This is a genomic window from Spirillospora sp. NPDC047279 (assembly GCF_040643285.1).
Lineage (GTDB): Bacteria > Actinomycetota > Actinomycetes > Streptosporangiales > Streptosporangiaceae > Spirillospora.
In genome coordinates, this window is record NZ_JBEYUA010000008.1 from 195,433 (window position 1) to 211,093 (window position 15,661).

At 71.4% G+C, this 15,661-nt stretch carries 10 protein-coding genes; 3 read left to right on the plus strand and 7 right to left on the minus strand.

From position 1 onward, the window contains the following. Nucleotides 1-53: 53 nt before the first annotated feature. Nucleotides 54-1,424 carry a PQQ-binding-like beta-propeller repeat protein gene (locus ABZ810_RS22130; RefSeq protein WP_358405875.1) on the minus strand — a complete coding sequence of 457 codons (1,371 nt, stop codon included), beginning with the start codon at nucleotides 1,422-1,424 and terminating at the stop codon, nucleotides 54-56. A 184-nt stretch (nucleotides 1,425-1,608) separates the two neighbouring features. After that, on the minus strand, nucleotides 1,609-2,658 hold the full coding sequence (locus ABZ810_RS22135; protein ID WP_358405877.1) for an SGNH/GDSL hydrolase family protein: 1,050 nt from the start codon (nucleotides 2,656-2,658) through the stop codon (nucleotides 1,609-1,611). Nucleotides 2,659-2,843: 185 nt separating this feature from the next. Between ABZ810_RS22135 and ABZ810_RS22140 the strand changes: the two genes are divergently transcribed. Beyond that, on the plus strand, nucleotides 2,844-4,238 hold the full coding sequence (locus tag ABZ810_RS22140; RefSeq protein WP_358405878.1) for a cystathionine beta-synthase: 1,395 nt from the start codon (nucleotides 2,844-2,846) through the stop codon (nucleotides 4,236-4,238). A gap of 194 nt (nucleotides 4,239-4,432) precedes the next feature. Here ABZ810_RS22140 and ABZ810_RS22145 read toward each other — a convergent pair whose 3' ends face one another. Together ABZ810_RS22145 and ABZ810_RS22150 are read right to left on the minus strand one after the other, a co-directional pair. Then, nucleotides 4,433-6,589 (minus strand): MMPL family transporter, encoded by a 2,157-nt coding sequence (locus ABZ810_RS22145; RefSeq protein ID WP_358405879.1) that lies wholly within the window; start codon nucleotides 6,587-6,589, stop codon nucleotides 4,433-4,435. 173 nt (nucleotides 6,590-6,762) lie between these two features. After that, nucleotides 6,763-8,916 (minus strand): MMPL family transporter, encoded by a 2,154-nt coding sequence (locus ABZ810_RS22150; protein ID WP_358405880.1) that lies wholly within the window; start codon nucleotides 8,914-8,916, stop codon nucleotides 6,763-6,765. 157 nt (nucleotides 8,917-9,073) lie between these two features. Between ABZ810_RS22150 and ABZ810_RS22155 the strand changes: the two genes are divergently transcribed. Next, entirely contained in the window at nucleotides 9,074-10,222 is a 1,149-nt protein-coding gene (locus tag ABZ810_RS22155; RefSeq protein WP_358405882.1) for a cystathionine gamma-synthase, read from the plus strand. A gap of 117 nt (nucleotides 10,223-10,339) precedes the next feature. Then, nucleotides 10,340-11,521 carry an alpha/beta hydrolase gene (locus ABZ810_RS22160; protein WP_358405883.1) on the plus strand — a complete coding sequence of 394 codons (1,182 nt, stop codon included), beginning with the start codon at nucleotides 10,340-10,342 and terminating at the stop codon, nucleotides 11,519-11,521. Nucleotides 11,522-11,542: 21 nt separating this feature from the next. On the opposite strand, the gene ABZ810_RS22165 is transcribed toward ABZ810_RS22160, so the two are convergent. From ABZ810_RS22165 to ABZ810_RS22175, 3 genes are read right to left on the minus strand one after another with little or no spacing between them, the layout of a single operon-like run. Then, nucleotides 11,543-12,118: a hypothetical protein gene (locus ABZ810_RS22165; RefSeq protein WP_358405884.1), complete on the minus strand. Its 576-nt coding sequence runs from the start codon at nucleotides 12,116-12,118 to the stop codon at nucleotides 11,543-11,545. A gap of 55 nt (nucleotides 12,119-12,173) precedes the next feature. Beyond that, nucleotides 12,174-14,147 carry a hypothetical protein gene (locus ABZ810_RS22170; protein ID WP_358405886.1) on the minus strand — a complete coding sequence of 658 codons (1,974 nt, stop codon included), beginning with the start codon at nucleotides 14,145-14,147 and terminating at the stop codon, nucleotides 12,174-12,176. Nucleotides 14,148-14,196: 49 nt separating this feature from the next. Next, nucleotides 14,197-15,609, minus strand: a complete 1,413-nt coding sequence (locus tag ABZ810_RS22175; protein ID WP_358405887.1) for a sigma 54-interacting transcriptional regulator — start codon at nucleotides 15,607-15,609, stop codon at nucleotides 14,197-14,199. Nucleotides 15,610-15,661 lie beyond the last annotated feature (52 nt).

Sequence of the window (15,661 nt, forward strand, 5' to 3'; positions counted from 1 at the left end):
GAGCATTTCCGCTCTCCCGGCCCCGTCAGGCCCGTCCTTCCTTGTGATCTGTGTCACTGAACCCCGTACATGCCGGGCGAGGTGCCCTTGGCGTCCTTGACGGCGTGCAGGACGCCGCGCTCGTCGCGCCAGACGCGCCAGCCGTCGACCGCGCCGGTGTACCAGCCGGGAGGCGCGCCGGGCTCGGTGAGCTTCTTGCCGGTGGCGAGCTCGTACGCGCAGAGCGGGGCGACCGGGAAGAACCCGCGCTGGCCGGTGATCTTGAGCTCGGCCGGGTCGACGGTGCAGAACGACCAGGCGCGCAGCCCCTTGGCCTGTGCCGGAGCGGCGTTGCGCAGGTCGTAGGCGGTGCCGGGGCGCCCCTGGGAGAGGAAGCCCAGCTTGCTCAGGTCGGCGGGGAACGCCAGCCACCAGGCCGACGTGGGGGCCTTGTCGCCGGCGACGGTCCCGGTCGTCCGGCCGGTGCGCGGGTCGAGCTGCTCGAAGCCGCCGTAGCCGCCCGAGGGGGTGACCTGCCGGGCGATCAGGGCCACCGACGGGTTGGCGCTGGGATAGACCCGCAGCAACCTGCGGCGCGTCCAGACCGCCTTGCCCGTCCTGGTGTCGAGCCCGAAGAACCCGAACGCCGACAGCGCCTTGCCCTTGCGTGCCTGGTAGGGGGCCAGATAGCCGACGAGCACGTCCCCGAGCGAGCCGAACGCCCAGCCGCCCGACAGGTTGACGCCCGCGCCGACCGCGCGTTCGACCGGGAAGGACCAGAGGACCTTGCCGCTCTTGAGGTCGCGGGCCTCCAGCGTGGGGTGCTTGGCCATGCGGAACGTCACGAGCCTGGCGGTGTCGGCCCACTCCACCTCGGCTATGCCGGGCATCTTCCACACGACCCGGCCGCCCGCCGGGTCGAGGACGACGAACCGTGCGCTCTTGCGCGCGGTGAACTCCGACATGCAGACGTAGGCTCCGCAGCGCACCGGCCCGAACGTCGAGTCGACCGGCCGGACCCACTTCTGCGCGCCGGTGCGGGCGTCCCGGGCGACCAGCGTGGCCTTCCAGCGGCCGGCCCGCTGCGGCTCCAGCGAGACCACGATCGGGCTGCCCGCCGTGCCGATCACGGCCGGCGGCTGGACGCCCATCCCGGACAGCCGGCCGACCATGGTGGCCGGCCGTGCCCACAACTTCGTGCCCTTGGCCAGGTCGAACACCGCCGTCTCCAGCGAGCCGTCGGGCCGCAGGCCCGTCACCGCGGCCACGCCGCCGCCCGCCACCGGCCGGCTCACCGTGTTGACCCCCGTGCCCGACCAGCCCTGCGCCGCCGAGGCGCCGCTCGTCTCCGGGCCGGCGGAGCAGCCCGCGGCCAGGAGGGCGGCCGTGACGGCATGTGCGGAGACGGCCGCGGAAAGTGATCGAGGTCGGGTGTGCGGGGCCATGACGAAGCTCCTCAGCGCGCGCTATGGGTATTCGAGGGGGCGGGCTGCCGGGGAGATGCCCGCATCTCCGGCCCGCCGGGCCCTCGGGGGTCGCCGCGGCATACGCCCGTCCGTCGCCGCAAGAACAGAACGTAACAGAGTGACTACGAATCCGGAGGGTGTTCTCCGACTCGCCCCGAAACGTTCAGGCCGCACCCGCCGCGCCGGGCACCACGCGGCCGCCGTCGGCGTCCCCGTCGGCGTCCCCGTCGATGCCCCCGCCGCCCAGCGTCCGGCCGCGGCGCAGGAGCGTGGCCCAGGCGCCGCGCGGGCCGCGGGCGCGGCCGGCGACGCTGGTGCCCACGACCTCGGTGCCGGGCTCCTCGGCGGCCTCGGCGGCCGCCAGGTAGACCGGGAGCACGCCCTCACCGCGGCGCGGGTCGGGCAGCGCCTCGGGGTCGGGTTCGAGATCGAGCGCGGCGGCCATCGACGGCAGGATCGCCATCGCCGCGGCCGCGTAGCCGTGCGCGGACGGGTGATAGCGGTCGTCGCTGAACATGGTGAGCGGATCGGCGGCGAACTCGCGGCCCAGCAGGTCGCCGAGCGAGACCGAACGGGCGCCGCGCTCGACCACCGCGATCGTCTGGGCGGCGGCGAGCTGGCGGCTGGCCCGCCGCGCGATCCAGCGCAGCGGCTGCATGAGCGGCTTGACCGAGCCCAGGTCGGGGCAGGTGCCGACGACGACCTCGCACCCCGCGGCCCGCAGCCGTTCGACGGCGGCCGCCAGATGGCGCACCGACTCGGCGGGGGACACCCGGTTCGTCACGTCGTTGGCGCCGATCATGATCACGGCGACCTCGGGCTGGGCCTCCAGCGCCCGGGTGACCTGGCCCGCCAGGGCCTCGGAACGGGAGCCCGACCTGGCCACGTTCGTCAGCCAGACCGGCCGCGCCGCGATCGCGGACAGGCCGGCGGCGAGGAGGGCGGCGGGGGTCTCGTCCGGCCGCGCCACGCCGAGGCCGGCCGCGGTGGAGTCGCCGAGCACGACGAAGGAGAGGGGCTCGCCGGGCAGCCGGCCGCCGTAGAGATCATCGGCACCGGGCGGATCCCCGCTCGGCGTGGCCTGGATGATCTTGCGGGCCATCTTGGCCTCCACCACGATCAGGCCGAACGTCAGCCCGCCCAGGGCGGTGATGCCGCCCCCGCCGTACGCCGCGGCCGTCGCGATGCGGCGTGCGGTGAACGCTCTCAGCATCGTCGAATACCCCCCGTCGTTCCCAAGGGTGTACCCCGTCAGGGTGTGGATGCCCCCGGCCGCCGATCTCGGCTACCGTCGGAAACTGGAATCTATCCGAATCCGCATCCTGCCAGGCCCCGGTACACACGGAGTACACGTGGTCTGAACGCGGATGCAACATGCTGAACCGACAAGGACGTCGCGTGCACGTACACGATTCACTCGTCGAGCTGATGGGGAACACCCCGCTCGTCCGGCTGCGCAAGGTGACCTCCGGCCCGGCGCCCCAGGTGCTGGCCAAGGTCGAGTACTTCAACCCCGGCGGGTCGGTGAAGGACCGCATCGCGGTCCGGATGATCGACGACGCCGAGGCCTCGGGCGCCCTGAAGCCGGGCGGCACGATCGTCGAGCCCACCTCCGGCAACACCGGGGTCGGCCTGGCCATCGTGGCCCAGGAACGCGGCTACCGCTGCGTCTTCGTCTGCCCCGACAAGGTCGCCAAGGACAAGATCGACGTGCTGCGGGCGTACGGCGCCGAGGTGGTCGTCTGCCCGACGGCGGTGTCGCCCGAGCACCCCGACTCCTACTACTCGGTGTCGGACCGGCTGGCGGGCGAGATCCCGGGGGCCTGGAAGCCCGACCAGTACACCAACCCGGCCAACCCGCGCTCGCACTACGAGACGACGGGGCCGGAGCTCTGGGAGCAGACCGAGGGGAAGATCACACATTTCGTCGCGGGCATCGGCACGGGCGGCACGATCAGCGGCACCGGGAAGTACCTCAAGGAGGTCTCCGGCGGCCAGGTGAAGATCATTGGCGCCGACCCCGAGGGTTCGGTCTACTCCGGCGGCACCGGCCGCCCGTACCTGACCGAGGGCGTCGGTGAGGACATCTGGCCGGAGACCTACGACCGCGAGATCTGCGACGAGGTCATCGCCGTCTCCGACCGCGACTCGTTCGTCATGACCCGCCGCCTGGCCCGCGAGGAGGGCCTGCTGGTCGGCGGCTCCTGCGGGATGGCGGTCGTGGCGGCACTGCGGGTGGCGGAGCGGGCCGGGCCGGACGCGATGGTCGTCGTCCTGCTGCCGGACGGCGGCCGCGGCTACCTCTCCAAGATCTTCAACGACGAGTGGATGAGCCAGCATGGGTTCAGCGACGACCGGTCCACCGCGGAGGCGACGGTAGGAGAGGTGCTGGCCCAGAAGGCGGCGGCGGAGCCGGGTGGCATCCCGAGCTTCGTTCACATGCATCCCTCGGAGACGGTGGAGGAGGCTGTGAAGGTGCTCAGGGAGTTCGGCGTCTCGCAGATGCCGGTGGTCTCCCCGGGAGCAGGACATCCCGACGTCATGGCAGGGGAGGTGATCGGTGCAGTGGAGGAGCGGGACCTGCTGCACGCGCTTTACGCCGATCGGGCGGGGCCGGACGAGCCGCTGGACAAGCACATGAGCCCGCCGCTCCCGGTCGTCGGCTCGGGGGAGCCCGTCTCCCGGATGGTGGCCGCGTTGGAGGGCCGGGACGCGGCGGTCGTCCTGGAAGGTGGCAAGCCGACCGGGATCATTACGCGTCAAGACCTCCTGGCCTTCCTGTCCAGAAGCTAGCTGTCCATCGCCCAGTGGGGCCTCATCACCCGCAGGACGTCCTGCCGTTCCTGGCGGCGGGCCGGAGGGGAACGGGAACGGCGAAGCGCCGGAGATCACGATGATCTCCGGCGCTTCGTTTTCCCCGAAGGGTGTTGGACCGCGGAGCGGGGTCGTGGGCGGCTATTTCTGACCGCCGCCCCACGGTCCAACGTCTAGGAGCGGTGTCCCGAGGGGGCGAAGTCCTCGCGGGTCTCGCCCGGGGGCACCACCTTGGCGGGCCGGTCGCCGTGGCCCGGCCACCAGGCCTTGCGGCCCAGCAGGGCCGTGATCCCCGGCACCAGGAAGATGGACATCACGAACGCGGAGAGCGCGATGCCGAGGGCGATCGAGAAGCCCATCTGCTGGAGCATGCTGACCTTGGCCACGAGCATGACCGAGAACGTGCCGGCCAGGATCAGCCCGGCCGCGGCGACGGTCGGGCCGCCGTGCTCGACCGCCAGGGCGGCGGCCTTGCGCGGTTCGTGGCCCTCCTTGGCCTCCTCGCGTAGTCGTGCGGTCATCAGGATGTTGTAGTCGGTCCCGATGGCCAGCACGAACAGGTACAACATGATCGGCAGGTGGAAGATCTCGCCGGGTTGCCCCATCAGGCCCTGGAAGACGAACACCGCGGCGCCCATGGTCGCGGCGAAGCCCAGGAGCACCGCCGGGACCAGGTAGAGCGGTGCGACCACCGACCTGAGCAGGAGCAGCAGGATGATGGCGATCAGCACGCCCGCCACCGGCAGGATCACCGACAGGTCGCGGTTGACGACCTTGTTGATGTCCCCGTAGATCGCGGTCTCGCCGCCGACCAGCAGCCTGGTGCCGTCCGGGGTGAGCTTGTGCACGGCCGGTCGCAGGTCGTCCTTGACCAGGTTGATCGAGTCGTTGCTGACCGGGTTGTTCTTCAGCAGCAGGTCGATCCGGACCACCTTGCCGTCGGCCGAGGCCACGGCGGGGTTGACGCCGCCCACGCCGGGCGCCGTCTTGGCGCTCTGGCTGAACGCGGCGATCTTCTCCTTGGCGACGGGCTGCCCGTCGGTGGACTGCAGGTAGACCTCGACCGGCTTGGTGAGGCCGGGCGGGAAGGCCTTCTGCATGTCCTGCATGGCCTCGGCGGACTCGGTGTTCTGCGGGAAGCTCGACTGGAAGTCGTAGTCGGCCTTGAAGCTGAAGGCGCCGGCCGCCAGCGCGACCAGGATGCCGCCGGACACGATCGCGGCGAGCGCCGGGCGGCTGCCGACCAGGTTGCCGAGCCGCGCGGCGGTGGTGCCCTTGGGCTGGCGCTTCCACGACTTGGACGGCCAGAAGATCGCCGGGCCGATCAGCGAGATGACCGCCGGGAACAGGGTCAGGGAAGTGATGCCCATGACCACGACGGCGATCGCGAGCGACGGTCCCCACGCGGCGAAGATGCCGAACGCGGCCAGCAGCAGCACCAGGAAGGTCGCGGCGATGGCGGCCGCGGCGGAGGTGATGACCTCGCCGACCCGCTCCACCGTGACGATCATGGCGGTCTTCTTGTCGTCGCCCGCCCGGAGCCGTTCGCGGTAGCGGAACAGCAGGAACAGGTAGTAGTCCGCGCCGATGCCGAACAGCACGATGCTCAGGATGATGGAGAGGCTGTCGTCACCGGAGAATCCGAGCAGCTTGGACGCCGCGCCGATCAGTCCCATGGACACGAACTCGGTCGCGAAGATCAGCACGATCGGCAGGATCGCCGCGATCGGCGCCCGGAAGATCAGCAGGATCAACCCGATGATCAGGATGAAGGTGCCGCCCAGGACCAGTGCGAACGACTGCTGGAAGGACTTCTCGTTGTCGGTGAACGCGGCGACGTCACCGCCGACCTTGGCGTTCAGCGAGCCGCCGAGCAGCCCCGGCAGGTCCTTGCGCATCTTCTTGACCGTCTCGCCCATGGCGACCTGGTCGTCCTGGCTGGTGCCCTTCATCGCCACGTTGACGATCTGCAGGGACTTGTCCGGCGCGACCGCCTCGGGCGTCGTGCCGACGCCCGCGACCTTGTCGTACTTCTTGGCGTTCAGGGTCTGCGCGACCTGGCCGATCTTGGTCTGGTCGTCCGCGGTCAGCGCGGCACCGTCGGTGCGCTTGATCACCACCAGCGCGATGGCGTCCGCCTTCTGCGGGAACGCGTCGGCGGCCAGCTCGGCCGCCTTGATCGATTCATAGCTCGTCGGCAGGAAGTCCGCCTGGTCGGATTTGGTCTCCAGGCTGGGTGACAAGGCGACGATGGCCACGGCTGCTACCAGCCAGGCCACGATCGTCCACCACGGGTGTCTCACGACGCCCCGCCCAAGGCGTGCGAACATGCAGGTTCCTTAGATCAGTGACTTGTATAGAGATACCGGTCAACCGTATGGAACGTTCTGCCGTTTGTGGTCAGTCTGGGCGCCGAACTCTGACCTGATACTTCCGGGGGAGGTTCTCATCCTCCAGGAGGGCGGGCCGGGTCCCCGCCCTCCTGCTGTCGGGGATGTTCCGATCAGGCGTACCGGCCCGAGTGGGCGAGCCGGTCCTCGTGCGGGCCCGGGTTCTCGGGCGCCGGCGGCTCGTCTCCGTGGCCCGGCCACCACGCCTTGTGGCCGAGCAGCGCGGTCAGCGACGGCACCAGGAAGATCGAGATCACGAACGCCGACAGCACGATCCCGATGGCGACCGAGAACCCGATCTGCTGGAGCATCGAGACCTTCGCCAGCATCATCACCGAGAAGGTGCCGGCCAGGATCAGCCCGGCCGCGGCGACGGTCGGGCCGCCGTGCTCGACCGCCAGGGCGGCGGCGCGGCGCGGATCGTTGCCCTGCTTGGCCTCCTCCCGCAACCGCGCCGTCAGCAGGATGTTGTAGTCGGTCCCGATGGCCAGCACGAACAGGTAGAGGATCGTCGGCAGCTGGAAGGTGATCCCGGGTTCGCCGAGCGCGCCCTGGAAGGTGTAGACGGCCGCGCCCATCGTGGCCGCGAAGCCGAGCAGCACCACTCCGACCAGATAGATCGGCGCCACCAGGCTGCGCAGGAGCAGCGCGAGGATGATCGCGATCAGCAGCGCCGCCACCGGGAGGATCACCGACAGGTCGCGGTTCATCACGTTGTTGATGTCGGCGAACGTCGCCGTCTCGCCTCCGACGTAGGCGCGCGTGCCGGACGGCGCGGCGGCGTGCACCGCGTCCCGCAGGTCGCCGCGGACCAGTTCGATCGACTCGGCCGACAGCGGGTTCTGCTTGAGCAGCAGGTCGACGCTCGCCACGGTCGGATCGGACTTGCTGGGCTGGGCCTCCTGGACCCGGCCCACACCGGGGACGTCCTTGGCCTTGGCGCTGAACGCCGAGGTCTGCGCCGGGGTGATCGCCTGGCCGTCGCCGCGCTTCAGGTACACGGTCACGGGCGTGGTCAGGCCGGGCGGGAAGCCCTTCTGCATGTCCTTGTTGGCCTGCGCGGACTCGGTGTCCTGCGGGAACCCGGCGAAGAAGTCGTTGTTGCTCTGGAACGAGAACACCCCGGCCGCGAGGCCGACGAGCAGGCCGCCCGAGACGAGCGCGACCAGCGCGGGACGCCGGCCGACGATCCGTCCGAGCGCGGCGGCGCTGGTGCCCTTGGGCTGCTTCTTCCAGGCCTTCGACGGCCAGAACACGGCGGTGCCGAGCAGCGTCACGATGGCCGGGACCAGGGTGAGCGAGGTGACCGCCATGACCGTGACGGCGATCGCGAGCGCCGGGCCCATCGGGCCGAACCCGCCGAACGCGGCCAGCAGCATCACCAGGAAGGCGACCGCGACGGCCCCCGCCGCCGAGAAGATGACTTCGCCGACACGCTCCATCGACACGATCATCGCGGTCTTCCTGTCGTCCCCGGCGCGCAGCCGCTCGCGGAAGCGGAACAGCAGGAACAGGATGTAGTCGGTGCCGATGCCGAACAGCACGATCAGCATGATGATGCCGAGGTCCTCGCCGACCTCCCAGCCGAAGGCGTTCGCCGCGTACGCGATCAACCCGTTCACCACCTGCATCGTCGCGGTGATGACCAGCAGCGGCAGCAGCGCGGCGAGCGGTGCCCGGAAGATCAGCAGGATCAATGCGATGATCAGGATGAACGTCGCGATCCCCACGATCTCGAACGACTGTTCGAATGACTCCTCGTTGTCGACCCACGACGCGACGTTGCCGCCGATCTTGGCCTCCATCCCGCTGCCCGCCAGCTGGGCGGGGAGCTGGCCGCGGACCTCCTTGACCGCCTCGCTCATCTTGTCGTCGTCGTCACCGGTCATCGGCATGCCGATGATCTGGACCGCCTTGTTGGGCGCGACCGTGTCCGGGCCGGTGGCGAACGTGCGCACCACCGGGGGCCTGCCGCTCTCCAGCGCCTTGGCGGCCTTGGTGATCCGGGCGCTGTCGGCGGCGGTGAGCGCCGCCCCGTCGGACCGCTTGACGACGATCAGCGCGGATTCCTCGTCCTGCTGCGGGAACGCCTTCTCGGCGATCTTCGCGGCCTGGATCGACTCGTACTTGCTCGGGAGGAAGTCGGCCGTGTCCTCCTGCGTGGAGATGGAGGGCGCCGTCATGATGATCGCGGCCGCCGCCGCCACCCAGGCGAGGATCGTCCACCACGGATGTCTGACAACGACGCGCGCGAGCCATGCGAACATGCGTCTGTTCCTTCAATGAGGTGTCTTCGGGGATCGATAACGACGCTAGAGAGCGGATTCCTCGTTGTGGTCCCGCTGCGAAGCCAACCCTCGGCTGATACCTGCGAGGTGCACGGCTCGTCCTCGGGTATCGCCGCGGGTGGGTAGCCTCGTCCCCATGGACAACGACGTTCAGCAGGGCTTCGAGACGCTGGCCATTCACGCGGGGCAGGAGGCCGACCCGACCACGGGCGCCGTGGTCCCGCCGATCTACCAGGTCTCCACGTACAAGCAGGACGGCATCGGCGGCCTGCGCGGAGGTTATGAGTACTCGCGGTCGGCCAACCCGACCCGGACGGCTCTGGAGACCTGCCTGGCCCAGATCGAGGGCGGCTCGCGCGGGCTGGCGTTCGCGTCCGGGCTCGCCGCCGAGGACACCCTCCTGCGCACCGTGCTCAGGCCCGGCGACCACGTCGTCATCCCCAACGACGCCTACGGCGGCACCTACCGGCTCTTCGCCAAGGTGGCCGAGCCGTGGGGCGTCACGTTCGACCCGGTGCCGCTCGGCGACATCGAGGCGGTGCGCGCGGCGGTCCGGCCCGAGACCAGGCTGGTCTGGGTCGAGACGCCGACCAACCCGCTGCTCGGCATCGCCGACATCGCCGCGCTGGCCGGCGTCGCGCACGACGCCGGGGCGCTGCTCGCGGTCGACAACACGTTCGCCTCGCCCTACCTCCAGCAGCCGCTGGCGCTGGGCGCGGACGTCGTCATCCACTCGACGACCAAGTACATCGGCGGCCACTCCGACGTGGTCGGCGGCGCGCTGATCGTGGCCGACGCCGACCTGGGGGAGCGGCTGACGTTCCACCAGAACGCGATGGGCGCCGTGGCCGGGCCGTTCGACGCGTGGCTGACGCTGCGCGGCATCAAGACCCTGGCCGTGCGGATGGACCGGCACTGCGCCAACGCCGAGGCGATCGTCACCATGCTCTCCCGCCGTCCCGAGGTCACGCAGGTGCTCTACCCGGGGCTGCCGGGCCACCCGGGCCACGACGTCGCGGCCAAGCAGATGAAGGCCTTCGGCGGGATGGTGTCGTTCCGGATGGCCTCGGAGGAGGCGGCGGTCCGGGTGTGCGAGCGGACCGAGCTGTTCACGCTCGGCGAGTCGCTGGGCGGCGTCGAGTCGCTCATCGAGCACCCCGGGCGCATGACGCACGCCTCGGCGACCGGGTCGCCGCTGGAGGTCCCCGCCGATCTCGTCCGGCTCTCGGTCGGCATCGAGGACGTCGGCGACCTGCTCAGGGACCTCGAACGCGCCCTCGGCTGACCCGCGCCGGCGCCCTCGGCCGACCCGCGCCAGCGCGGGGTTTCGCCGTGATCTCCCGGCAAAGGTGATCAAGGCTCTATGATGTGCGCGCCGAGTTCCGCCAAGAAAGGGGCCGGAGTGCGCAAAGTGCTGGTGGCCGGGGCGGCCTGTGCCGCGACCTGTCTGGCGGCGGTCGCCGTGCCCTCGGGGGCGCTGGCCGAGCCGCCGACGCCCGTGCTGAGCGGTCTGGAGAGCGACTCCACGACGACCGCCGCGCCGTCGCCTTCCACACCGTCGCCGTCCGCGGGAGAGCCGTCCTCGACGTCCTCCTCCTCGGCGTCGGCGTCGACGTCCGCCGCGGCCGACTCGTCGGTGGTGTCGGCGCGCACCGTGATGGTGACGCCCAAGCCGCCGCGCGAGCGCACCTACCCCTACGGGCGCGACCCGCGGCAGCGCATCGACGTCTACTGGCGCGCCCCGGCCAAGAAGCCGGCGCGGCGGGAGCAGCCGGTGACCGGCGGCCAGGAGCAGCCGGGCGCCCGGCAGACGCAGCCGTCCGATCAGCAGACGCAGCAGCCCGGCGGGCAGACACAGCCCCAGACCCAGCCGCCGACGCCCGCCAGGCCGGGCGTGCTGCTCCTGCACGGCGGCTCGTGGCGGCACGGCGACAAGACCGGCTGGAAGTACTTCGCGCGGCGGCTGACCACGCAGGGCTTCACGGTCTTCGCCGCCAACTACCGGCTGTCGAGCACCGCGCACTGGCCCGCGCAGCGCGACGACGCGCAGACCGCGCTGGCCTTCGTCAAGAAGCACGCCAAGGCCTGGAACGTCGACCCCGACCGGATCGTCGTCGTCGGGTCCTCGGCCGGCGGTCACCTGGCGACCCAGCTGGGCACGCTGGGCGAGGGGGCGCGGCAGGTGCGCGGCGTCGCGGCGCTCTCCCCGGTCAACACCCCGTACCTGGCATACCAGGACGGGCTGCTGGCGGGCGCCTCGCCGCAGCGCGCGAGCCTGCGCGGAGCCGTCGTCGAGCTGCTCGGCTGCGTGCCGAGCGAGGCCGCCGCGCCCTGCTGGGAACTGGTCGACGACGCCAACTCCGCGGCGCACGCCTCGGCGGGCGACGCGCCGATGTTGCTCATGCACAGCTCGGGCGACTTCGTTCCGGTCACCCAGAGCACTGGCCTGGCCGGCGCCCTGCGGTCGGTGGGGGTGCCGGTCACCGTCAGGACCGTCGGCGGGAAGACGCACGGCACCGACCTGATGAACGACGAGACGGTCTACCCGGCGCTGCTGTCGTGGATCAAGGCCCGCACGCGCTGACCCCGCGGGCGGCGTGACGCGTCAGCCGTACCAGACCATCAGGAACAGGATCACCAGCCAGAGCAGGGCCACCACGCCCGACATGGACGCGATGCGGCCGCGCTCGACCTGGGCGATGTCGGCGCGCACGGCCGAGGCGGCGGCCGGGGTCTCGGCCTCGGCGGGCTCCTCGCCGTCCTTGGACTTGGCGGCCTTGTCCGCCTTGTCCGCCTTGTCTTCCTTGCCGTCCTTCGGGACGGCGGCGACCGCGGTCGCCGCCGGAGCCGCCTCGGCCTCGGCGACCTCCAGCAGGTGGATCGCCCTGCGCTGGTCACGTTCGACGAGCATGAGCAGGACCAGCGCGACCGCGAACAACGTGATCGACGCCGTCAGCCAGACCCTGGCGAAGTCGCCGTCGGCCAGGAAGAGCCCGAACAGGAGGATGCCCAGCGTCCCCAGCCCGTAGATCCGCGTGGTCCGGTTGAGGTACCGCAGCACGACCGTGTTCTGCTTCCGGATGAACCGGGGCGTCGCCATGGTCGCGGCGGTCAGCGGGCCCAGTGCGAAGATCGCGAAGCCGATGTGCAGGACCAGCAGCAGGCGATCGGATTTCGACATGGCGCCGACCCTAGTGCGCCGCGGGCGCCTTCACCTAGGGAGCACGCGGAGGCCGTCAGCGCCGCCCGCGGCGTACCCGCAGGTAATCGCTCACCACGTACTCGCCGAGCCGCTCCGCGTCGGGTGCGAACACCCGCCCGCCGTTGCGACGCGCGACCTCCTCCACGAACGACACCAGCCGCCGGTCGTCGGCCAGCATGAAGACGTTGAGGGACGCGCCGCGCCGGGTCATCTTGTCGACCTCGGCCAGCGTGAGCACCAGCGTGTCGGCGGACGGCGGGTAGTCGAACACCGACCGGCCGTCCGAACGCAGGTGCGCGGTCGGCTCGCCGTCGGTGACCACCAGCACGATCGGCTCGAAGTCCGGATGGCGGTCGAGATGGCGGCCCGCGATCAGCAGCGCGTGGTGCAGGTTGGTGCCCTGCACCATGTCCCAGTCGAGCCCGGTCATCTCCGTCGGGTGCAGCTCGCGCGCGTAGTTGGAGAAGCCGATGATCTGGATGGCGTCCTGCGGGTACTTGCTGGTCACCAGGGCGTGCAGCGCGAGCGTGGTCTGCTTGGCCGCCGCCCACGTGCCGCGCAGCACCATGGAGTAGGAGAGGTCGACCAGCAGGCAGACCGCCGCCGCGGTCCGGCGCTCGGTCTCGTGCACCTCGAAGTCGTCCACGGTGAGCCGCACCCCGTTCGCCGGCCGGACGCCCTCGGACGTGGCGACGCTGCGGTGGATGGCGTTGCTCACCGTGCGCACCACGTCGAGGGGCTGCTCGTCGCCGAACCGCCACTCGCGGCTGGACCCGGTCAGCTCGCCCGCCTGCCCGGCGTCGTGCTGGTCGTGGTCGCCGCGCCGGCCCGCCTCCAGCTGCGAGAACACCCGCCGCAACGCGGTCTCGCCGAGGCGCCGCACCGCCTTGGGCGTCAACTCCAGCTTGCCGCGCTGACGTTGCAGGTATCCCTGGCGCTCCAGCTCCTTCTCGATGCGGCGCAGCGCGGCCAGGTCGTCGACCGCCTGCCGGCCGAGGGCACGCTGGACGGCGGCCTCGTCGATGTCGTCGAGCCGGGCGCCGGGGTAGTCCTGCGCCAGCGCGGCCTCCAGCTCGGCCAGGTCGGCGAGCTCGGCCAGCGCGCCGGTGGCGTCGCCCATGCCCAGCGGTTCCTCGCCGGTCATGCGCTCCTGGCCGCCCCAGCCCAGGTCGGGCCGCCGGCCCCGGAGCGCGTCGTTGAGCCGGGACATCTCCATGGCCAGGCCCGCGTCCTGCATCGCCTGCTCCATCAGCCCGGCCAGCTCCTCGCGCTGCTCTGGGCTGAGCGAGGCCAGCAGCCGGTCCATCGCCGCCGCCCGGCGGGCCAGCGAGTCGACCAGCTCTTCGAGGTTCTGCGGCTGGTCGGGGAAGAAATCCCCGTAATCCGCCATGAACCGCTCGAAGTCCTCCTGGGTGTGCTCGCCGCGCGCGTCCTTCTCGAGCATCCCGTTGAGCGCGGCCATCATGTCCTTGACCCGCTCCATCATCCGCGGGTCCTGGCTCTGCAGCGCCTGCTTCATGCCCTGGAACTGCGCGTCCAGGACGTCGCGCCGCAGCAGGTCCTTGAGCTGCTCGAACGTCTGGCGCGCGGCGGGCGAGCGCCAGTCGTAGTCCGACAACCGCCGGATCGCCTGCGAGGTGTCGCGCGGCAGCGTGTCGAGCTCGGCCTCGCGCAGCCGCGCCTCGTCACCCGGATCGGGGAAGAGCTCGGCCCGCTCCTGCCCGATCGCGGTGTCGAGCAGCGCGCGGGCCTGCTCGAGCGTGCCGTCGAGACGGCCGCGGTCGCGCAGCTCGCGGCGCCGCTCCCGGGCCTGCCGCAGCAGGTCGTCGAGCCCGTGCCGGCCCTGCTGCCCGGGCAGACCGCGGCGCAGGAGCTCGCGCAGCGCGTCGTCGGGGCGGGTGCCCTCCAGCACCGAGTCGCCCATCGCGTCGAGCGCGTCCCGCACGTCGTAGGGCGGGGCGAGCGGGTCGGGCCCGTCGTGGTACGCCCCGTACCGGTAGCGGCTCATCAGTAAGCCCCCAACTCTTCCCGCGGCCGCGCGAGGGCGGCCCCCTGGATCATGTGCGGTAGGTGGCGGTGCCGTCGGGGCGTCCGGACGAGGTGTCCTTGGACAGCCGGCGGGTGAGGAAGAGCCCCTCCAGCGCGAACTCCAGGGCGGCCGCGGCCTGGCCGGGCGACTCCCCGGTCAGGTCCAGCCGTTCCATGATCTTGGCGAGGCCGGTCACCGGGCCGATCCGGCGCAGCAGCTCGGCCGACGAGACCAGCTCGCCGGACTCGACCACCTCGCCCGCGTCGAACTTGTCGAGCAGCCCGGTCAGGTCGGCGGCGCCGAGCGTGCGCCGGTAGGTCTCGGCGATCGCGCGGCGCAGCAGGTGCTCCAGCACCTCCTGCTCGCGGCCCTCCTCGCTGACCTCGAACTCGACCTTGCCCATCAGCGACGGCACCACGGCCGGCAGGTCGCAGACCCGCGCCACCGCGTCCTCCTCGCCGGTCAGCGCCGCCCGCCGCAGCGCGCCCGCGGCCACCGTCTCGGCGCCCGCCAGCGCGAACCGCGCCGACACGCCGGAACGGGAGTCGACCGCGGTGGATTCGCGGACCAGCCGGGTGAACCGGCCGATCACCTCGAGCAGGTGCTCGGGCACCTCGGCCTGGAGTTCGTCGAGCCGCGCCTCCTGCCGGATGAGGGCGAGCTCGTCGTCCAGCTCCACCGGGTAGTGGGTACGGATCTCGGCACCGAAACGGTCCTTGAGCGGCGTGATGATGCGGCCGCGGTTGGTGTAGTCCTCGGGGTTGGCGCTGGCCAGCAGCAGCACGTCCAGCGGCAGCCGCAGGGCGTAGCCGCGCACCTGGACGTCGCGCTCCTCCAGCACGTTGAGCAGCGCCACCTGGATGCGTTCGGCCAGGTCGGGCAGCTCGTTGATGGAGAAGATGCCGCGGTTGGTGCGCGGCACGAGGCCGTAGTGCACGGTCTCGGGGTCGCCCAGGGTGCGGCCCTCGGCCACCTTGATCGGGTCGACGTCGCCGATCAGGTCGCCGACGCTGGTGTCCGGGGTCGCGAGCTTCTCGCCGAAACGGTCGTCACGGTGCTTCCAGGTCACCGGCAGCTCGTCGGCCAGCTCGTCGGCCAGCCGCCGGCAGCGCACGCAGACCGGCTCGTACGGATGGTCGTTGATCTCGCAGCCGGCGATCACCGGCGTCCACTCGTCGAGCAGCTGCACCAGCGTGCGGATCAGGCGGGTCTTGCCCTGGCCGCGCTCGCCCAGCAGCACCAGGTCGTGCCCGGCCAGCAGGGCGCGTTCGAGGTGGGGGAGCACGGTGTCGTCGAAGCCGACGATGCCCGGGAACCGCGGCTCGCCCGATCTCAGCCGGACGAGAAGGTTGTCGCGGATCTCGGCCTTGACCGACCGCTGGATGTGACCGCTGGTGCGAAGCTCGCCCAGTGTGGTGTCGCGAGGTGTGGATTGACGCACGCGATCGACACTACGTCGCGGATTCGCCGAATCGCACCCCTTTCTGAACGGC

What these genes read in the sequence shown, in the direction of transcription:
- ABZ810_RS22170 (WP_358405886.1), bottom strand. Translation starts at nt 14,147, where the DNA reads ATGAGCCGCTACCGGTACGGGGCGTACCACGACGGGCCCGACCCGCTC.
- ABZ810_RS22155 (WP_358405882.1), top strand. Translation starts at nt 9,074, where the DNA reads ATGGACAACGACGTTCAGCAGGGCTTCGAGACGCTGGCCATTCACGCG.
- ABZ810_RS22145 (WP_358405879.1), bottom strand. Translation starts at nt 6,589, where the DNA reads ATGTTCGCACGCCTTGGGCGGGGCGTCGTGAGACACCCGTGGTGGACG.
- ABZ810_RS22130 (WP_358405875.1), bottom strand. Translation starts at nt 1,424, where the DNA reads ATGGCCCCGCACACCCGACCTCGATCACTTTCCGCGGCCGTCTCCGCA.
- ABZ810_RS22135 (WP_358405877.1), bottom strand. Translation starts at nt 2,658, where the DNA reads ATGCTGAGAGCGTTCACCGCACGCCGCATCGCGACGGCCGCGGCGTAC.
- ABZ810_RS22165 (WP_358405884.1), bottom strand. Translation starts at nt 12,118, where the DNA reads ATGTCGAAATCCGATCGCCTGCTGCTGGTCCTGCACATCGGCTTCGCG.
- ABZ810_RS22150 (WP_358405880.1), bottom strand. Translation starts at nt 8,916, where the DNA reads ATGTTCGCATGGCTCGCGCGCGTCGTTGTCAGACATCCGTGGTGGACG.